Here is a 16,064-nt window from a genome sequence, read left to right as displayed (position 1 = left end):
ACCCGCGGGCCTGGCTAGGGTCTGCGGTCCTGACTACCCCTGCGAGGAGGCGCCGTGCGCACGTTGCTGGTCAGCTTCAAGAACTTCGCCTTCTCCGGCAGCCTGGTCGACCTCGCGGTCGGTGTGGCGATCGGAGCCGCCTTCGCGACGGTCGTGGAGTCCCTGGTCGGGGACGTGATCCTGCCGTTGGTCGCCGCCATCTTCGGTGCACCGAACTTCGACGCCCTGGTCCTGACCGTGAACGGTGCCCAGATCCGCTACGGGGCGTTCCTCACGGCCTTCGTGTCCTTCCTCCTGCTGGCGTTCACCATCATGCTGCTGGTCCAGGCGATCCGTCGCGCGACCGGACGCGAGGCGGCCGGCGCGCAGGGCAGTCGCGAGTGCGATCACTGCAAGAGCTTCATCCCGGTCGACGCCTCGGTGTGCATGTTCTGCACGCGCGACGTCGAACCGATCGTGTCCTGACACCGGCCGGCTCCCCGGCACACCGCGGGATCGACGTCCACGCGATTGGTCCGGGTCAGCGCCACGGTGCGGCGGTTCCCGCGTCGGCCGATCGCGGTCGTCCACCGGCGCATCGGGTGTGCTGGCTCTCGGGCGTCGGCGCACCGCTGGGTGGTGCCCGCTCAGGGCGACGGGTGCAGCGTCCGGATGTCGTCGCGGTGTCCCGTCCGATCGGCGCGGCGGGCGTGGCGAGGAGGCCGGCGTCCCGGGCTCGCTGCACCGCCATCAGCCGGTCGCGCACCCCCAGCTTGCGGTAGAGGTGCTCGAGGTGCTTGTGCACCGTCCGGGGGGACGTGTCCAGGCGGCGGGCGATCGCCTGGGCGGTGTGGCCCGCCCCGAGGAGCGTGAGCACGGCGAACTCCCGCTCGGTCAGGTGGCGGTCCCGGACGCGGTCGTACCGGCGCTCCGGCACGTCGTGCAGCACCCGGTGCTGGCCGACCAGCGCGGCCAGTGCCGGCCGGACCAGGGCGGCCAGGTCGGCATCGGCGTCGTCGTAGTCGTCGTCGGGACGGCTGACCACGTAGGCCTCCACCCCGCGGCCCACGCGCACCGGCAGCGCCAGCTGGTGGGTGATGCCGAAGGGACGGGCGAACGCCGACCACGCCGCGCGCATCCTCGGCCCGGCCACCGCGCGCGGCACCCGGCCCAGGACCTGCGGTGCCGAGTCGCCCGTGACGGCGTACCAGCGGATGAGCGGGTGCGTGGAGGCATCGATGAGGGCACCGGACGGTGGCGTCGTCGGCAGGAATCCGACCGGCCAGCCCCCGACGACGTGGTCCACCCACGCGTCGTCCACCACGTTGAGCGAGCAGCAGGCCGCGTCGAAGGACTCGAGGAGCAGGTCCGCCACCTGCGCATGGGGGAACTGCCGCGCCGTGGGTTGACCCTGCAGGATGTCGCCGACGAGCTCCAGCCACGCTGCATGACGCCTGGTGGTGCGCGGCACGGCGCTGAGGGTAGTCGGACGGCGTCGCACCGTGGGGGCGTTCAGGCGCGTACGGGAACGTCCGGTGAGCCCGCTGTGACCCTCCCGTCCGCCCCGTACGCACAACTGCGTAGAGCCTCCACGCCCGGACGTGATTAGCTTCGCGCTGCCGCATCCGTGCGCGTGCGTCCTGGGGGGACCATGACGGACACAGCCCTAGACCTGGATCCGTGTCCCACCCGCGCCATCGGCCGTGGTCAACCTGGCTCGGTGCCACCGAGCGGCACCACCTGAGGAGTTGACCGCCGGCCGGGACCGCGGTGGCGCGGCCCCGACCGGCACCCGGCGTCCCGGGACGGTGACGCCCCTCCCGCAGCGGCCCGGCATCGTCGGCTGGCTGCCCACCTCTGGAGCCGGATCACGGGTGCCTCCGGCGCCCCGGTCCGGTCGCTCGTCCTCTCAGGAAGGACCGTCTCGTGGACCGTCCACCCCTTCCCCGGGTCTCGCTGCTCGACGGCTTCGGCCTGGCGCTCCCCGGTCGCGGACGGCGGCCGGCCGCCGGGGACCTGCCCCACGCGGTCCAGCGGCTGGTGGCCCACCTGTGCCTGTCCCCCCGGTCGACCCGGACCGGGACGGCCGGCCGGCTGTGGCCCGACGTCCCCGAGGACCGCGCGCACGGGAGTCTGCGGTCGGCGCTGTGGCGGCTGAACAAGGCCGCGCCCGGCCTGGTCGAGGCGTCCGGCAGCGCGATCGGTCTCGCGACGGACGTCCGGGTCGACGTCCGGGACCTCGACGACTGGGCGCGCCGGGTGATCGCGGCGCACGCAGGTCCCGAGGACCTCGCCGTCCCGGATGCTGCGCTGCTCGGTGACCTGCTGCCCGGCTGGTACGACGACTGGGTCCTCCTCGAGCGGGAACAGCTGCGCCAGCTCCGCACGCAGGCGCTGGAGGTGGTGGCGGACAGGCTCGCCTCCTCCGGGCGTCCGTGGGAGGCACTGGAGGCCGCACATGCGGCGATCCGCGCGGAACCGCTGCGGGAGAGCGCGCACCGGACGGTGGTCCGCGTCCACCTGGCCGAGGGCAACGTGGCCGAGGCGGTCCGCGCCTACGAGCTCTTCCGGACCATGCTGCGGGACGAACTGGGCGTGCTCCCGACCGAGCAGATGACCCGGCTCGTCGAGCACGTCCCGCGGGTCCGTCGGGCGTGCTCCGCCGACCACGCGACCGGGCCGGAGGGGCGCGAGCGGGTCCGCGACGTGCTCGTCCGGGGAGGCATGGCGACGTCCGAGCTCGTCCGCAGCACCTGACGGCGGCTGTGCCGTCCGCGCCGGTGGTCATCCGTACGGGGGACTGTGTCACGCACCGTGATCTCGGAGGATGGGTCGTCCCACGCCGGCCGCGTCGCGGAGCTCCGGGAGTGTGCGGCTCCGGGACGCTGCGCGACACCCCGTAGGAGAGACGACGTGGTCGAGGACCCGAGTGCCGCGCTCCTCGTCCGCGTCTGGCTGGAGGGCGGCAGCGACTTCCGGGCGCGGCTGCTGTCCCTGCGGGACGCCACCGCCGACACGCCGGCGGAGGAGGTGACCGTCGCCGTGGCGTCGACGCCCGAGGACGTGCTCGCTGCCGTCCGGGACTGGCTCGACGGCTTCGCCGGGGGGGCCACCGACCCGACCGACGGTCACCGCTGAGGAGCGACCCGGCCGGTCGCGTCCCAGGGTCCTTCGTCCATTGACGCCCCCGGTGCGTGTCGGGACGATCACCTCCAGTCAGCCCTGCCCGCCCGGCCCGACGCATGCCTCGGTCACGCCCGAGAGGGGGCCCATGGACATCAGGACCGCACACGTCTGCCTGCTCGACGGGTTCCGGGTGTCGGTGGACGACGTCCCCGCGGCGGAGCTGCCGCACTGCGCCCAGCGACTGATCGCCCACCTGAGCCTGTCCGGACGTCCGGCCCGCGGAGCGGTCGCCGGCCGGCTCTGGCCGGAGGTCTCGGAGTCGCACGCGCAGGGCAGCCTGCGCTCGGCACTGTGGCGCGTCCAGCGGGCGGTGCCCGGGCTGGTCGAGGTGTCCGGGGGTGCGTTGACCCTGGCCGAGGGGGTGCGCGTCGACGCCCGGGAGTTCACCCACTGGGCCCGCGCCGTCCTCGCCCCGGAAGCCCCGGCGGGCGTCGTGGATCCGCCGGCGGCGGCGCTCGCGGGTGAGCTGCTCCCGGGGTGGTACGACGACTGGGTGGTGCTGGAGCGCGAGCGGCTTCGCCAGTTGCGCATGCACGCCCTGGAGGTGCTGGCCGACCGGCTGCTGCTGGGCGGCCGGTACGCCGAGGCGCTGCAGGTCGCCGACGCGGCGGCCCGCCACGAGCCGCTGCGGGAGAGCGCGCACCGGGCGGTCATACGGGTGTGCCTGGCCCAGGGCGACCCGGCCAGGGCCGTGCGCGTCTACGAGACCTTCCGGGACGCCCTGGCCCGGGAGCTCGGCGTCGCGCCGACCGGTCGGATGGAGGATCTCGCCGCCCGGGGCCGGGTGCCCGCCACCGCCGGTGACAGGGGTCCGGGCGGAGTCCCGCGACCCCGTCCGGCGGCCGACCCGGTGCCCGGCGGACGGGACCGGAGGTCTGACGGGGCCGGGGAGCGTGGACCCGCCGGTGATGGCCCGGTGACGACCGGGGCGTGAGATGGGGCCATGACCGACGCGCGTCCGCAGACGGTGCCCGAGGACGCGGTCCGGCGGATGGCCGGCGGGGCTGAGGGGCACGGCCGGGAGCGGGTCCGACCCGGGCTCCCCGGACGCACGGCGGGCGGCCGACAGCCTGCTGGTGCCGGAGGTCCGGACGCGGCGTGGACCGCGGGACAGCCGCGCGAGCAGGCCGGGTGGTGACCGGCTCCGTCACGAGCACGGACCGGACGGAACGAGGAGGTCTGCAGTGGTCGCAGGCAGCCGGACGACGAGACGCCACAGGGAGGAGCCGTCCGCGGAGGACCTGCTGCTGCCGGCGGTACCCGGCCTGTTGAGCTCCCTGGTGCTGGAGGCGGTGAAGGCCCTCACCGGTCTGCAGCGGCTGACCGTCGGGACCTGCCTGGGCCTGCTCCTCTGGTGGCTCCTGGTGCGACGGCAGCGGTCGCGGCGCGGCCGGAGAGCCACGCGGCGGTGGCAGTGGCAGTGGCGCTGGGTGACCCTGGCGCTGGCCGGCGTGACCCTGTTGGCGCTGGTCGTCACCGTGGCCGTCTTCGACCGGCCGACCGTGCGCACGGCGACCGTCGCACTGGTCGCCCTGGGTGTGCTGAACGCACTCGCCCTGGCCGGGCGGCGCGGGCCCGGGGCGGGGGCGGCCGCGCTGTCCGGAGCACTCGTCGGGCTCTGCGCCGGGATCGCCCTGCGGTGACGCGCCGACCGTGGGTCCGTGCCCGGGCTGCCAGCCGGACCTCGACACCTGGTGACCCGGCGCGTGCGGACGTCACGCGCGTGCCGGGCGCGGTGTCAGCCGGCGCCTGCCCGGTGCACCACGTTCGCGACCAGCGTGCTGAGCGCGGCGTCGACGACGAGGCTGCCGCCGAACGTCAGCGAGCCGGCGGAGAAGACGAAACCGCCGCCGGGGTGGTCGTAGTACGTCATGTCCGCTCCGGGGCCGGTCCCGTCCGGTATGCCCTGGGCGAGGACGACAAGGCCGCCCGGCAGGGCCGACGGCGGCACTCCGCCCGGTTGCAGCACCGCCGGCCTCAGCTCGCAGCTCGACGGGACGCCGGTCGCGCCGGGGCCGCGGCTGGTGTCGACCTCCCACCCGCTCGCCGCGCCGTTGCCCCTGCCGCCGCTGTGTCCCCGGTTGAGGCCCACCGCGCCGACGGAGTCGCCGTCCGACAGCCCGGTCCCCTCGAACAGCGGGTGACCGGCGGACCGCACCACGTAGGCCGACCCCGGCACCTCGCAGCGCTCGGTGGCGACGCCGAGGAGCGAGCGTTCCGGCCTGTCCCGCACCCGGAAGAGGGCGAGCTCCCGGTCCCCGCCCTCTTCGCCCAGTCGGAAGACCATCGCCGTCCCGTCGTCGTCGTACTCCCCAGCCTCGAAGACGCCGTTGCCACCGAGGTAGGCGAGGCTCCCACCGGCACCCAGGTAGGACGCCAGCCGGTCGTACATCCGCGGCGTCCAGTACTCGGGGTGGGTGCTCACGACCAGGAGGGGGTACTGCCCCGGATCGCAGCCGTCCTCGTGGAAGTCGACGTCGGTGAAGACGTCCGGGGAGTGCCCCTGGCTCTCCAGCCAGCCGAGGACCCACAGCTCGCCACGGGTGAGGTGGGTGTCCCCGCCAGGCGCCGATTGCGGCATGGGGCGCAGGAAGCTCGTGCGGGCCGCCCCGGAGTACTTCGACCGGCCGCCCCACCCGTTGTAGGCCAGCCAGGTGTTCACGTTCGCCAGCACCGCGATGCGCGAGCGCCGGTCGTGTCCCGGCTTCACCACGAACGTCACATCGCAGCGGCCACCCGTGGAGTCGGTGCAGGCGGCCGAGTAGATGCCCGAGGTCCACTCCGGCCGCACGGTCAGACGGAGGGTCTCGTCCCAGCCGCACCCCTGACGCCACGCCGTCGTCGGGGTCACCTGGTGTTCCGCCGTGAGCGCCACCGACTGGACCTCGGAGGAGTCGACCGTGTCCGACGTGGAGCTGTGCCGCTGGATCGAGGCGAGCACCTCGCCCTCGTGGGAGAGGTGGAACGAGATGGACTCGCCCGGGCCTGCCGAGAGCGGCCAGCAGTACCCCTCGACCGGGCGGGTGGGCGAGACCCCGACCCAGACCGACCCGTTGCCCGGGTGGTACGCGACGACGTCGTGCCACAGGTCGCCGTTCACGCTGCCGGCGACGACCTGCCAACCCTCGGCCGGGCGCAGGCGCGGCGACAGCTCCGTGAGGGCGAAGCGGTCGCCGGCGTTCTCCCCGACCCACAACGTGCCGTTGCCGGGGTGGTGGCCGAGCAGGTCGGCCTTGCCCCGTCCCGTGAACAGGCCGGTGCGGATGGACCAGTCCCGCGCCGGCGTCAGGGACGCCCACCGGGTCATGCTGAAGGAGGAGCCACGGTTCTCCCCGACCCACACCGATCCGTCGTCCGGCCGGTACCCCACCACGTCGGTCGTCCCGTTGCCGATGACGTCCGCAGCCGTGAACCGCCAGTCCTCGTCCGGCGCGACCGTGGCCCAGGTGCCCCGAAAGGCGAACCCGGAGCCGGTGTTCTCCCCGACCCACAGCGAGCCGCTGTCGCGGTGGTGGGCGAGCAGGTCGGCTCGCGGCCGGCCCGTGAACAGGCCGCAGTGGATGCTCCACCCGGCCGCCGGCGCCAGGTCCGCCCACCGCGTGAAGGCGAAGCCGTCCCCGCGGTTCTCGCCGACCCAGACGGCGCCGTTTCCCGGGTGGTATCCGACGACGTCGGCCGGGCCGCTCCCGGTGACGTCGGCGACGACGAACTGCCATCCGTCCGCGGGGTCCACGGTGGCCCACGGACGCGAGAACACGAACCGGTCACCGCGGTTCTCGGCGACCCACAGGGTCCCGTTGCCCGGGTGGTAGCCGAAGAGGTCGTCCCCGACCCCGTCGGTGAAGCGTCCCACGTCGACCACCCACCCGGCGGGCGGTGTGAGCGACGCCCACTGGTCCCACGTCAGCTCGGACACCCGGCTCTCCTCTCGGGGGAAGGCAGGCGCCGTCCGGTGGCGTGCGACGGTCACCCATGCGCAGCACAGCCGTCCGGTCGACTGCGTGCCGAAGCGGTGCTGGTCCCACGTGCGTGGTCCGGGGCTCCAGCGCAGCCCTGACCCGTGTCTCGTGGCTGACGGGACGCCGGTGCCGCAGTCTCCCGGGTGGTGCCGCGCGCCGGGTCCGGGCGTGTCGCCGATGACGGGAGCAGGCTCCACGGGTGACCTCCCGGGGGAGGCTCGAGCAGAGGAGGCAGCCGTGTCCGACGTGGTGTTCTACGTCACCGCCCACACCGACGACGCCCTCCTGTTCCGCGGCGAGGGCCTGTTCACCGACCTGCACATCCAGGACGTGCGGACGGTGCAGATCGTGGTCACGGCCGACGATGCGGGCCGGACCGACGGCTGGTGGGAGGCGCACGAGGTGGCCTGCATCGAGTCGATGGCCGGCACGCTCACCCCCGGTACGCCGACGTCGGACCGGGTCACCGTCGACGGGCACCCGATCCAGCGCCACACCGGGCCGACGTGGGCGCTCTACGCACTCCGGCTCCCCGACGGCAACACCAGCGGAGAGGGTTACGAGTCCACCGGCTTCCGCACCCTCGGCAAGCTGCAGCGCGGGGACACCCCCACGCTGCCGGCCGTCGACGGGTCGACCACCTACGACGGCTGGGAGGACCTGGTGACCACCGTCCGCGCGATCGTCGCCTCGGAGCGGGGGTCGGTGCGCCCGTGGGTCAACACCGCCGACCACGACCGCGGTCTCAACCCCGGAGACCACCCCGACCACCACGCGGTTGCGGACGCCGTTCTCTCGTTCGCCGCCGCCGACGACCTCGACCGACTGTGGTGGGTCTCCTACGACGTCAGTGGCCGGCCGGCCAACCTCGCCGGCTACCCCCTCGACATCAAGTGGTTCCTGTTCCGCCTCTACGGCTGGAGGATGCACGAGCTGATGGACACGCCGCCCAACCAGCAGGAGTGGGACTGGTGGGGGGCGCGGAGCTACTCGCGCACCGAGCACGCCGGCTGACGGGCACCGACGAGCTGCTGTCTCCTGCGTCGCCCGGTGCGTCACACCCCTGGGCGCCGAGGACCGTCGACGTCGTGGTGACGGACCCGCTTCCAGCGTCGGGCGCGCTCCGGGGAGCGGCCGCCGGGCCTGGACACCCAGACCGCGCCCGTCATCGTCATCGTCATCGTCATCGTCATCGTTATCGTCAGTGCCATCGCCGGGATGCGGGGACACCTGGCCCACCAGGTCGTCCGCGGGGACACCCTCCGTGCCGTCGCCCGGGAGTACGGCACCGACGTGCGCCGGCTGACCGCGGCGGACGAGCTGCCGGACCCGGACCGGATCCTGGTGGGCCGGGTCCTCCGCGTCCCCCAGGAGTGAGCCGGGTGGGGCGCACCACGCCCGGCCGCCGGGGCTGCTCGGGGTCCCCCTGTCGGGCGCCGCGCCCCACCGGGTCACCGTGCCCCACCGGTTCACCGCGCCCCACCGAGCTGCCGCGCGACGTCCGCCGGTGCCCAGCGGGTCCGCGACCAGATGCGGACCACCCGTCCGCCGTCCAGCAGGAACAGCTCGATGCCGTGCCGGTTGACCACCGAAGCGGTGTACCCGACCCGTAGCCCGAAGTGGGCTCGCAGGAGGTCCCACCCGGCCACGGTCCGGAACATCCGGACGGCCGGTCCGAACGGCAGGCCGCGGTCGCTCCCGTAACGCCGCAGCCGGGCCGGGATGTCGAAGCCGGGGTCGTACGTGACGGCGGCGACCTGCACGGACCCCAGCCGGTCGGCGAGGTCCCGGCAGAGCTCGGCCAGCGAGGTGATCGTCAGGGAGCACTTCCGCGGGTTGTCGCAGCGGGTGTAGAAGAACGCGACGACCGTCGGCGCATGCCCGAAGAAGTCGGCGAGCGCCAGCCGCCGGCCGTCCTGGTCCTCGACCTCCACCTCCCGGGGTACCGGCCCCACGGCGGCCTGCCGGCCGTCGTCGAGGGCGGGCGTGGCCGGCATCCCGCCGCCGCAGCAGTGCCCGGCCGGCCCGGCGACGTCCTCGAGTGCCGTCCGGACCGCCCCGGCGAACAGCGGGCCCTCCCGGCGGGCGAGGTCCCGGAGCTCGTCCCGCGCCGCGCTGGACAGCTCCAGCTCCCGCAGAGTGGCCAGGATCTCCGACAGCGGGGTCGTCCCGCTCGTGCCCGGCGCCGGCCGGGGGCTGCCGAAGGACACTGTGTCGTCGCGCTCGGCCAGGTTGCGCAGGGCCTGCAGCAGCGGCCGGGTCAGCCGGGGGTCCACCGGCCGGCGGCCACGCGCGGCCCGCGCCGCGGCGGCGACCAGGAGGGGTTCGCTGCCGCTCTCCAGCTCCTCCACCACGAACGGGAGGGCGGCGTCGGGCAGGCCGGAGGCGCCCAGGGAGAGCAGCGCCTCGGCTCGGAGCCGGGCGGTCTCGGCCGCGCTGCGGCCGGCGTGCGCGGGTGAGGCCTCGTCGAGGAGTCCCAGCAGCCCGGTCGGTTCGCGGTCCTCACCCACCGGAGCCCCGCACCTCCCGGTACTGCTCGGCGGCGCGGACCAGGTCCGCCGACGGTTCGGGGCCGGCGGCGACGACCTGGTCGGCGAGCTCCGGGCCGGCCTCCCCGGGGCCCACGGCCAGCGCGGTCAGGCTCGTGGCGCGCAGCTCGTCGTCCTCGTCCGGGTCGAGCGCGAGGCCGCGTGCGATGGGCGCGAACTCGTCCGGCGCCAGCGCGTTGAGCGCCGTCGCGCCCATGGCCCGCACGCCGACGTCCTCCCCGCGGTCGAGCACGACCCGGCGCAGCAGGTCGGCGGACCCGCTGTCACCGCCGAGCAGCCGGATCGCGGCGCTGCGCACGGCCGGGTCTGTCGACGAGGTGACGATCCCGCGCAGCAGGTCGTAGTGGCCGGCGTGCAGGTCGTAGCCCAGCAGCTCGATCGCGACCACCGGGTCGACCAGGGCGGCGGCGGGGTCCCGCAGGCCCGCCACCAGCCGTTCCTGGGCGAGCTCGTCGTGGGTGAGCGCGAGGACCTCCAGCGCGTCCTCGCGGAGCGCGGGGTCGCCGGCCGTCACCGCGGTCCGCAGCGCCTCGCGGTAGGCGGCGCTGTGCGGCGCGAACGCGGCGACGGCGAAGCTGAGCTCCCCGAGAGCCCCCAGCGCGGCTCGCCGGACGGCCGGGTCGTCGTCGCGGTCCCCGAGGACGGCGATCAGCGCGTCGACGACGTCCGGCCGGCCGACCGCGTCGCGACGCGCCACGTCGACGGCGGCGACCCGCTCGGCCGTGCCGGCGCCCCGGTCCGCGGCCGACGCGACGGCGGTGGGCGGCCGGTCGCCCCCGGCCTCGGCCCCCGGTGCGTCCCCGGTCCCCGGTGCCGCCCGGGCGGCCCGTCCCGCCTCCCTGACCAGGGGGTCGTCGGCCACCTCGGCGAGGGCCGCGGCCACCTCGGCCGCGTAGCGCGCGCGGTGGCCGCCGCCCCCGGGCTCGTCGACGCTCATCTCGTTCCTCCCGGTGTACCGGTGCTCACGGCTCGTAGGGCACGTCGTCGTAGTCGAACCCCAGCCAGGCGCCGGCGTCGTGCACCCCCTGGTAGTCGATCATCGAGCGCACCGTCGGCGCGTCTCCCGGCGTCCCGGTCACGGGGGACGGCGGGAAGGGCATCCGGGGCGCCGTCGGCGGCCGCGGGGCGGTGCGCACCCCGTTCCAGGGCCACATCGAGTCGGCCAGGTTGTGACCCACCCGGGTGCTGCCCGGATCGCCCGCCTCCCCGGCGAACCGGTAGGTGTCGGCCTCGTCCGGGTCGAACCGCCGGTGCAGCCACTGCCACTTCGCCCACAGCCGGTCGACGTTGCAGTGCAGCAGGAAGAACAGCGGGTCGCGGGCCGCGGTGTCGATGACGCGGACGTGGCCGGTGAAGCTGACGTGCGCGCTGCCGTGGGGGTCGACCTCCGTGGGACCTCGCCACCGGGTGAAGCCCTCGGGGAAGCCGGTCACCACCGCCTCCCGCCGGACCGCCTGCCCGTTGCGGTCGTGCGCGCCGCTGCGCCGTGGGTCGAAGAACGGGGCGCGCACGATGCCGGGCTGACCGTCGGTGGACCAGACGCGCAGCGGGTTGGACGCGGCGAAGCGGGGCAGCCGGGACGGCGGGTCGGGTGCGCCCAGGTACGTCTCGTCGAACAGCCGCGGAGCCGGCACGTCGAAGCGCCAGTAGGGGAGCGTGACGCCGGGGTCGATCTGCTGGAGGGCCCGTTCCAGGTCGAGGACGAACGCCCGGTGCCACGGCGGGAAGCCGTCACGGCCGTGCGCCTCCGCCCGGGTGCTCTCCCGGTGCGTGTCGCGGAAGGCCCGGAAGGCGCCCCGGCCCTGGTCGTTGAGTCGGGCCAGGGCCAGCAGCAACCGGCTGCGCTCCCCGTCGGTGAGCGTGTCGGCGTCCTTCCGGATCCGCACCATCAGCGGGAAGGACGCGAGCGCCCGCGGGTCGGTTCCCCGGGCCCGCACCTCGAGCGGCGCGTCGCCGTCCTCCCGGCTGGGGAAGCCGAACCGGCCGCTCAGCCAGAACGGCACCGGGGTGCCGTCCGGGTCCAGGGCCAGGTCCAGGTGGCCCGAGGGGGGGTCGGAGCCTCCGGGCCGCAGGTCGAGCCGGCCCCCGTCGCCCGCCGTCGGACCGGTCAGCCGCACCTCGACGGGGCCGCGGGCGCCGTCGGCGTCGACGACCGCGAGCGAGGCCGGCCGAGGGGACCACGTCAGGTAGCGCCCGGCGCCGTCCTCGGCCCCGTTGACGCTCAGCCGCAGGGAGATCGCCATGGTGCCGCCTCGCGCCGGTGCACGCCCTCCCGCCGAGCAGAGCACGCGCCCGTCACGGGCGCGTCACCGCGGGCGCCCGGCTTCCGCTCCGCTGCACGGGGGGCCGGCCGCGGTGACCGCGTGGTGACGGCGGCATGACGGCGCCCTCCCAGCGTCCCGGTGCGCGGGCCCGGCCTGCGGCTCGCGGAGCGCGCAGGGCCGTCCGGAGGGGGGCGGTGCCCGAGTGCGCCGGCACGACCGTCGACGCGGAGGTCACCCGCGCGGGCGGCCCAGGCCGCGCACGTGGGTGTGTGGGACCAGGTCGCCGTGAACGGGTCGGAGATGCGCAACGACGCCCGGCGGACCACCTGGTGGGCGCTGCGCGTGGCGCCGGTCGACGACCCCCGACGGCGACGCGCCGACGATCCGGACCTCCTCGACGGCCGGCTGGACCACGAGCGTCCGGTCCGGCTGGCCGGTCAGGGCGCGCAGGCCACGGTCTCCACCGAGCTGGCCGGGTACACCCGGGTCGGGCGGCACCGGGCCGCCCGCCTCAGCGGCCCGGCGCGCGGTGCTCCCGGTACACGCGCAGTGCGTGGTCCCCGGAGACTCGCGCGCGGGTGCGCGCGACGACGTCCCGCAGTGCGGGTGGGGTCAGCTCGAGGGGCGGGACCGCCCCGCCGTACTGCTCGGGCCACACGGCGGGGGCCGCCGCCACCGCGAAGACGACGTCCGAGAGGGTCAGGACGTCGCCCAGCAGGTGGGGCCGGCCGTCGGCGAGCCGGTCGTCGACGGCCGCCATCACCTCGTCGAGGGCGGCCCGGGCGGCCCGCACCCGCTGCGGGGTCAGCAGCAGCAGCAGCCGGAGGGCGGCGGCGAACGCCGGGTAGCCGCGCTCGACGGCCGCTCTCTCCAGCCGCGGCACGCCGTCGCTCAGCGGGCCGGTCATGACCTCACGGAGCGGGAGGAGGTGGGCGTAGGCCAGCCGGGTGGTCGCCGTCCCCAGCGTGACGTGGAACAGCGGCCAGTCCGCGCGGGCCCGCTGCAGGTCGGTGCCCGGCGGGAGCAGCCGCCGTCCGGGGGCAGCGGTCCGCTCCAGGTGCGCGGCCAGGTCGACGACGCTGGTGATGCGCAGCCCCTGGCCGAGGACGACCGGGAAGCGGACCGTGCCGGCACGGGCCAGCGTGACCAGCGAGGAGAAGCCCAGCGCGTGCCGGTCCTCCCGGTACGGCACGCGGTGGTGGTCCAGGAGGAAGCGGGCCAGCTCGCCGTCGAGGCTGGGTGGGAAGGTCACCACCGTCAGCGGGGACACCGGCGCCACCTCCGGGGGCACGACCCGCCGTCCGCCCGGCGGTTCAGTCGAGCGCTGCCAGGGCGCGCAGCGCGCGGACACCGGGCAGGAAGAAGTAGGCGCCCCCGCGCACGGTGACGAAGTTGGGCAGCTCGTGCACCCGGGTGGCGTACGGGGAGCGCTGCACCGTGAACACCCCGCCCTCCTCGGGCGGAGTGCCCATGATCGGGTCCTGGTCGTCGTAGAGCTCGGCGAACTTGCGGTTGTTCAGCCACGTCTGCTGGACGAACTCGAACTGCCGCTCGATGCTGGCGTTGACGCACAGGAAGAACAGCCCGCGCTCGACCCCGTCGTCCTCCGTGGCGTGCTCCGGGAGCCCCCTGCCGTAGACCCGGCCGCGCCGGAGGATCCGGTGCAGGTTCGTGATCTCCAGCGCCCGCGCCGGTTCCGGCGAGATGGCGTCGCGGGGGTTGGCCCGCCGGATGTGGGCCCCGAGCGGGCACCGCTCGCCGTGCGGGTCGACCGCTGCGTAACCGAAGGCGTTGTCGGTCGTCAGGTCGGTGTCGTCGCGGTGGGGGCTGCGGACGAGCGGCGCGCCGCTGCGCCAGCGGCCCACCAGCTTGGCCGCGAGCCGCTCCTCGGCGTCGGGGTCCGCGTCGCCGTCGAGGGCCGAGGCGGCACGGTGCAGGAAGCGGCGGAAGCCGAGCACGTCCTGCGCGAGCTGCCGGGCGACGAGGTAGCTGCCGTTGCGGCCGATCTCGACGGGTGCGCCGCCGGCCGGCGTGATCCGGGGCACGGGGGTGAGCTTGCCGTAGCCGTTCGGGTAGCCGAGGACGAACTCCCCCGGCGCGACCACGTGCCGGCGGGCCTCCTCGCCGCCGAGCCGCTCGTCCTGCCCGCTGCCGCGGATCACCGGCTGGGACATCCCGTCGGCGAAGCCGAAGTGCTCGACGCCGAACTTGCCGTTCGCCACCTGGCCGGGCAGCGGCTCGGGCTCCACCACGTGCAGCACCCGGAGGGCGCCCCGCTCGGTCGCCTGCGCCGTCTCCGTCCCCAGCAGCTCGTCCATGACGTCGGCGTCCCGGCCGTACAGCAGCAGGAGCGCGTGCAGACGGTCCTCCGGGACCGACGACCGGTACCCCCCGTCGGCGCCGCCGGAGCCGGAGGGCGAGCCCCACGCCCACCGCTGCGGCGCGCTCGGCCCGACGTCACCGAGGACCCGCTGCCGGTAGGGCGTCGTCATGCCCTCCCGGAAGGGCGGCGGGAAGGTCTCCAGGTCCCCGTCGCCGACGCCGAGTGCGGTCAGCCCCCGGCTGGTCAGGGCCACCTGGACGCAGTGCGCGGTCCCGGGAGCCCGTGCGGTCGTCACCCGGTCGGCCACGCGGCCCAGCCAGCGGCGGGCGCCGGGCGGGTCGGCGACCTCGAGGAGGACGTAGCGCGCCTCGTGCATCCGCGCGTAGCCGCTGAGCACCAGACCCTGCACGTCGTCGCGCTCCAGCTCCGGCATGCCGTTCCCCCTCGTCACAGCCGGCGCAGCCAGGCCTGGGGGCCGTCGCCGTCCCCGGGGCGCAGGAGCCCGGTGCGGATGGCCCGGTTGTTGGCGATGTTGGCCACGCTGAGGTCCGGGTAGGCGCTGTACCAGAGGAGGGTCGGCACCATCCCGTAGCGGGCGAAGGCCTTGAACCGTGCCTCGTCACGCGCGCCCAGGCGGACCAGCCACTCGGTCCGGGGGAAGCCGACCGCGTTGTCGGTGTTGGTCCAGACCGCGGTCAGCCCGACGGCGGCGAGGTCGATGAAGTCGCCCAGGTAGCTCTCCCAGCTCCCGTCGAAGTTGCTCAGGAACAGCAGGTGCCGTCGATCCCGGGTGATCGCCCACCGGGCGAAGTGGATCGACCGGATGCCGCCGAGCTGGCCGCGGGCGGGGCTCAGGGCGGCGACCAGCCGGACCGCCGTGAGGACGGCGCGCAGCGTCAGCTGCCGGAGGAGCCCTGGCTTGATGGTGGCGACGCTGGACAGGTGGTTCTGGCCCTTGGTGTCCTCGCGGTGCTGGAACTGGTCGAGGTTGCGGCTCCACGCCGCGTAGACGGTCTGCCAGTCCGTGGGGCGGTCGCGTTCCCGCCGGTCGTCGGCGCGTTCGGCCCGGCGCAGCTCGACCGCCGCGCCGGCGGTCACGGTGCCCAGGGCGGCCAGGGCGAGCCGGGCGGCGCGCCGGTGGGGACCCGTCCCGGCCGCGGCCGCCGCCACGGTGACGGCGCCGGCCACGAGCGGGGCCGCGAGGAGGGTGATCACCGTCCACGGCCGCCGGACGCCGAACGGCAGCGGCTCCTCCCGGAGCGCCCAGCCCAGCGCCGGCTCGCCGCGGACGGCCTCGACCACGGCCCGGTGGACGGTCGCGGCGTCGGCCTCGCGGAGGTGCCGCTGGTCGGGTCGGTCGAGCAGGTCCTGGATGAAGCGCCGCAGCCGGTCCTCGCGCCGGACCAGGTCCACGGTGTGCCCCGGCCAGGCGACGTGGAAGGCGCTCGCGCCGACGTCGTGCCCGCGCAGGTAGCGCAGGGCCGCGCCCGCGCCGCCGCCGTCCACGGGCGGGTAGCCCGCGCAGTGCCGGTAGACCTCGTCCACCCCCGGAGCCGAGGTGGCGAGCAGTCGCTCCAGGAAGGCGGCCGGCGTCCCGTCGACGTTGCCCTCGAACACCAGGGAGTGCCCGTCGTCGGCGGCCGGGACGACCGAGAAGCTGGCGTAGTGCAGCCGGTCGAACCCGGCCAGCCCCAGCCGGGTGTCCCGGACGACGTCGTCGCCGATGCGGCGCAGCAGGCCGGACAGCGCGGCGTCGGCGCCCGGCAGCACCGGGGTCACCACGGTGAACGCAGACTGGCGCATC

Annotated in this window: 15 protein-coding genes; 7 read left to right on the top strand and 8 right to left on the bottom strand. The window is 75.4% G+C overall.

The features are described 5' to 3' along the window. The first annotated feature begins 54 nt into the window (after positions 1-54). Complete coding sequence (gene mscL, locus CHB98_RS04685; RefSeq protein WP_089304437.1) at positions 55-465, top strand: large conductance mechanosensitive channel protein MscL; 411 nt, start codon at positions 55-57, stop codon at positions 463-465. 55 nt (positions 466-520) lie between these two features. Here the strand turns inward: mscL and CHB98_RS04680 are convergent, their stop codons facing one another. Then, complete coding sequence (locus CHB98_RS04680; protein WP_245820926.1) at positions 521-1,450, bottom strand: helix-turn-helix transcriptional regulator; 930 nt, start codon at positions 1,448-1,450, stop codon at positions 521-523. Between the two features lie 455 nt (positions 1,451-1,905). On the opposite strand from CHB98_RS04680, the gene CHB98_RS04675 reads away from it, so the two are divergent. The 4 genes from CHB98_RS04675 (at position 1,906) to CHB98_RS21400 (ending at position 4,808) form a co-directional block, all read left to right on the top strand. Beyond that, positions 1,906-2,736 carry an AfsR/SARP family transcriptional regulator gene (locus CHB98_RS04675; RefSeq protein ID WP_089304436.1) on the top strand — a complete coding sequence of 277 codons (831 nt, stop codon included), beginning with the start codon at positions 1,906-1,908 and terminating at the stop codon, positions 2,734-2,736. A 156-nt stretch (positions 2,737-2,892) separates the two neighbouring features. Next, positions 2,893-3,117, top strand: a complete 225-nt coding sequence (locus CHB98_RS04670; RefSeq protein ID WP_089304435.1) for a hypothetical protein — start codon at positions 2,893-2,895, stop codon at positions 3,115-3,117. A gap of 133 nt (positions 3,118-3,250) precedes the next feature. After that, the gene (locus CHB98_RS04665; RefSeq protein ID WP_218822244.1) at positions 3,251-4,099 is read left to right on the top strand and encodes an AfsR/SARP family transcriptional regulator; all 849 of its coding nucleotides are present in this window, start codon (positions 3,251-3,253) and stop codon (positions 4,097-4,099) included. Positions 4,100-4,349: 250 nt separating this feature from the next. Next, positions 4,350-4,808, top strand: coding sequence for a hypothetical protein (locus CHB98_RS21400; protein WP_089304434.1), 459 nt, complete (start codon positions 4,350-4,352; stop codon positions 4,806-4,808). Positions 4,809-4,903: 95 nt separating this feature from the next. On the opposite strand, the gene CHB98_RS04655 is transcribed toward CHB98_RS21400, so the two are convergent. Next, on the bottom strand, positions 4,904-7,081 hold the full coding sequence (locus CHB98_RS04655; RefSeq protein WP_089304433.1) for a N,N-dimethylformamidase beta subunit family domain-containing protein: 2,178 nt from the start codon (positions 7,079-7,081) through the stop codon (positions 4,904-4,906). A gap of 280 nt (positions 7,082-7,361) precedes the next feature. Between CHB98_RS04655 and CHB98_RS04650 the strand changes: the two genes are divergently transcribed. Both CHB98_RS04650 and CHB98_RS04645 read left to right on the top strand, forming a co-directional pair. Continuing rightward, positions 7,362-8,138 (top strand): PIG-L family deacetylase, encoded by a 777-nt coding sequence (locus CHB98_RS04650; RefSeq protein WP_089304432.1) that lies wholly within the window; start codon positions 7,362-7,364, stop codon positions 8,136-8,138. A gap of 204 nt (positions 8,139-8,342) precedes the next feature. Further along, a complete protein-coding gene (locus CHB98_RS04645) occupies positions 8,343-8,501 on the top strand; it encodes a LysM peptidoglycan-binding domain-containing protein (RefSeq protein WP_089304431.1) in 159 nt (52 codons plus the stop codon). 92 nt (positions 8,502-8,593) lie between these two features. On the opposite strand, the gene CHB98_RS04640 is transcribed toward CHB98_RS04645, so the two are convergent. From CHB98_RS04640 to CHB98_RS04615, 6 genes are all read right to left on the bottom strand, one after another. Continuing rightward, positions 8,594-9,634, bottom strand: coding sequence for an SCO family protein (locus CHB98_RS04640; RefSeq protein ID WP_089304430.1), 1,041 nt, complete (start codon positions 9,632-9,634; stop codon positions 8,594-8,596). Further along, positions 9,627-10,610: a HEAT repeat domain-containing protein gene (locus tag CHB98_RS04635; RefSeq protein WP_089304429.1), complete on the bottom strand. Its 984-nt coding sequence runs from the start codon at positions 10,608-10,610 to the stop codon at positions 9,627-9,629. The genes CHB98_RS04640 and CHB98_RS04635 overlap by 8 nt, the downstream gene beginning before the upstream one ends. Before the next feature lie 25 nt (positions 10,611-10,635). After that, a complete protein-coding gene (locus tag CHB98_RS04630; RefSeq protein WP_143424946.1) occupies positions 10,636-11,916 on the bottom strand; it encodes a tyrosinase family protein in 1,281 nt (426 codons plus the stop codon). A gap of 532 nt (positions 11,917-12,448) precedes the next feature. Then, complete coding sequence (locus CHB98_RS04625) at positions 12,449-13,207, bottom strand: glutathione S-transferase C-terminal domain-containing protein (RefSeq protein ID WP_143424945.1); 759 nt, start codon at positions 13,205-13,207, stop codon at positions 12,449-12,451. A gap of 43 nt (positions 13,208-13,250) precedes the next feature. Continuing rightward, positions 13,251-14,693 carry a Dyp-type peroxidase gene (locus CHB98_RS04620; protein WP_089304427.1) on the bottom strand — a complete coding sequence of 481 codons (1,443 nt, stop codon included), beginning with the start codon at positions 14,691-14,693 and terminating at the stop codon, positions 13,251-13,253. Between the two features lie 14 nt (positions 14,694-14,707). After that, positions 14,708-16,063 (bottom strand): hypothetical protein, encoded by a 1,356-nt coding sequence (locus CHB98_RS04615; protein ID WP_089304426.1) that lies wholly within the window; start codon positions 16,061-16,063, stop codon positions 14,708-14,710. Position 16,064 lies beyond the last annotated feature (1 nt).

Origin of the sequence: Geodermatophilus pulveris (genome assembly GCF_900188375.1) — a bacterium.
Taxonomy (GTDB): domain Bacteria; phylum Actinomycetota; class Actinomycetes; order Mycobacteriales; family Geodermatophilaceae; genus Geodermatophilus; species Geodermatophilus pulveris.
This window is presented reverse-complemented; position numbering and strand designations above follow the sequence as displayed.